Annotated in this window: 2 protein-coding genes and 1 pseudogene; all 3 read left to right on the top strand. The window is 76.5% G+C overall.

Annotated features, from left to right (window positions below):
- Positions 1 to 425 (top strand): annotated as a pseudogene (locus tag B0E54_RS32210) (hypothetical protein); the annotation flags it as partial.
- Position 426: 1 nt separating this feature from the next.
- Positions 427 to 2121, top strand: coding sequence for a murein biosynthesis integral membrane protein MurJ (gene murJ, locus B0E54_RS32205; RefSeq protein ID WP_234591610.1), 1695 nt, complete (start codon positions 427 to 429; stop codon positions 2119 to 2121).
- Between the two features lie 31 nt (positions 2122 to 2152).
- On the top strand, positions 2153 to 2596 hold a 444-nt coding region (locus B0E54_RS32200), incomplete at its 3' end, for a glycosyltransferase (protein ID WP_234591609.1).

Below are 2596 nucleotides of genomic sequence, written 5' to 3'. Positions count from 1 at the left end.
CGGCACCGTGCCGCTGCCGGGGGGTCGACGTGCTGCTCGGCGCCGGCGTGATCGCCGGCACCGCCAACCTGCTCAACCTGCTCGACCTGCGGCCCGGCCGGGCCATCAAGTCCGGCCTGCTGCTGGGCGTGCCGCTGGCCGGTGGCCCGCACGGCGGGATCGCCGCCGGCGCGGCCGGCGCCGCCGCCGGCCTGCTCCGCGACGACCTGTCCGAGGACGTCATGCTCGGCGACAGCGGCGCGAACGCGCTCGGCGCCCTGCTCGGCGTCGCGCTCGCCGCCCGCAGCGGCCCGCTCGGCCGGGCCGGTCTGCTGGCCGTCCTCGCCGGGCTCACCGCCGCCAGCGAGAAGGTCAGCTTCACGGCGGTGATCCAGCGCACCCCGGGCCTGCGGCAGTTCGACGCACTGGGCCGACGCGCCGACTGACGTGACCAGACCGGCACCCCTCGCCGGCGCCGGCCGGCTGGCCGGGGCAGCCGCGCTCATCGCCGTCCTCACCGTGCTCAGCCGGCTCGCCGGCTTCGGCCGTACCGCTGTGTTCACCTGGAGCCTCGCCCCGACCGACCTGGGCGGCGCCTACGTGGTGGCCAACGCGGTGCCGAACTTCATCTTCGAGATCGTCGCCGGTGGCGCGCTGGCCAGCCTCGTCGTACCGCTGCTGGCCGGGGCTGTGGAGGCCGGTGACCGTACGACTGTCGCCCGGACCACCGGCGCGCTGCTGACCTGGACGCTGGCCCTGCTGGTGCCGCTCGCGCTGGTCGTGGTGCTCTTCGCCGGCCCGGTGGTCGAGTCGCTGGGCCAGCACCTGACCGACGCCCAGCAGCAGAGCGGCGTACGGATGCTGCGGGTCTTCGCGCCGCAGTTGCCGCTGTACGGCGTCGGCATCGTGCTCACCGGGGTGCTCCAGGCGCACCGGCGCTTCGCCTGGCCGGTGCTCGCCCCGCTGCTGTCCAGCCTCACCGTGATCGTCGTCTACCTGGGGTTCACCGCCACCCAGGGCCGGTACGCCACAGTCGCCGGGGTGAGCCCCGGCGGTGAGTTGCTGCTCTCCGCCGGCACCACACTGGGCGTGGTGACGCTGTCGCTGTCGCTGCTCATCCCGGTGCGGCGGCTGCGCCTGGGGTTGCGGCCCGGGTTCGGGTTCCCCGCCGACGCGCGGGCCCGGGTCGGCGGGTTGGCGGTGGCGGGCGCGGTCACCGTCACCACGCAGCAGATCGCCCTGATCGTCAGCCTGAACCAGGTCACCGCGGGCGCGCGCAGCAATCCGGGCGTGTACAACCTGGCGCAGACCGTCTACCTGCTGCCGTGGGCGGTGCTCGCGGTGCCGCTGGCCGTCGCGGCCTATCCGACGCTCGCGGCGGCACGGTCGGCCGGGAACGAGGACGGCTACCGGGCGACCCTGGCCCCGGCCGTACGCGGGGTGCTGCTGTTCAGCTGCCTCGGCGCGGCCGCGCTGGTCGGGACCGCCGGGCCGGTCGGGCACTTCTTCTTCCCCGCGTCCACCGCGCCGACCGCCGCCGCCGCGATCATCGGCTACGCCCCGGGCCTGGTCGGCTACGGCCTCTTCGCGATCCTCACCCGGGCGCTCTACGCGCGCGGGGAGACCCGGGCGGCGACCGCCGCGACCGCCGTCGGCTTCCTGGTGGTGCCGCCCGTCGTGCTGCTGCTCGGCGCGATCCTGCCGTTGACCGACCGGGTGCTCGCCGTGACGTCCGCCAACTCGGTGGGCATGGTGGTGCTCGGCGTGTTGCTCGTCAGCGCGGTGCTGCGCAGCGCCGGCCGGGCGGCGCTGGCCGGCGCGGCGCGCGCCGGGGCGGCCGGTGGCCTCGCCGGGCTGCTCGCCGCGCTCGCCGGACTGGGCGTGAGCCGCTGGCTCGACGGGCTGGACGGCGGCACCCCGACGACGGCCGCGGCACTCGGTCAGGGCATGCTGTCCGGGGTTCTGGTCGGTGTCGTGTTCCTCGTCGTGGTCTGGTTCGTCGACCGGCGGGACGTGCGGCCGCTACTGACCGGGGTGGTCCGCCGCCTCGGCCGGCGAGGGCCGCGAGGCGGGGCCGGCACATCGACGCCGGGCGCGGTCCCCCCGGAGCGGGGCGACGGGAAGGAGACGGCGGTTCGGTGAGCGTTGTCAACGGGAACCGACGGTGGTCGCGATGACCGAGAGCAGCCTGCCCGCCGGCTGGTCGGGCTCCGTGGCGCTGCTGCTGGCTTCCAGCACCGGTGGGGTCGGCCAGCACGTCCGCTCGGTGGCGCGCGGGCTCGTCGCCGCCGGTGCCACGGTGCTGGTGTGCGGGCCGGCGGCCACGCAGGAGCAGTTCGACTTCACCGGCGTCGGCGCGCGTTTCGAACCGGTGGAGATCCCGGCCAGTCCGACCCCCGCCGACGCGCGGGCGGTGCTCGCCCTGCGGCGGGCGCTCGCCGCGGCCCGGGTCGACGTGGTGCACGCGCACGGCCTGCGTGCCGGTCTCGTGGCCGTGCTGGCCCGTCCGTCCGCCCCGCTGGTCGTGACGTGGCACAACGCGGTCCTCGCGGGCGGCCTGCGCGGCGGGGTCTCGCGGTTCGTCGAGCGGGTGGTCGCCCGGGGCGCCCGGGTGGCT

Origin of the sequence: Micromonospora sp. MH99 (genome assembly GCF_021442385.1) — a bacterium.
Classification (GTDB): domain Bacteria; phylum Actinomycetota; class Actinomycetes; order Mycobacteriales; family Micromonosporaceae; genus Micromonospora.
The sequence above is the reverse complement of the archived record's forward strand: the minus strand, read 5'-3'. Positions and strand labels throughout refer to the sequence as shown.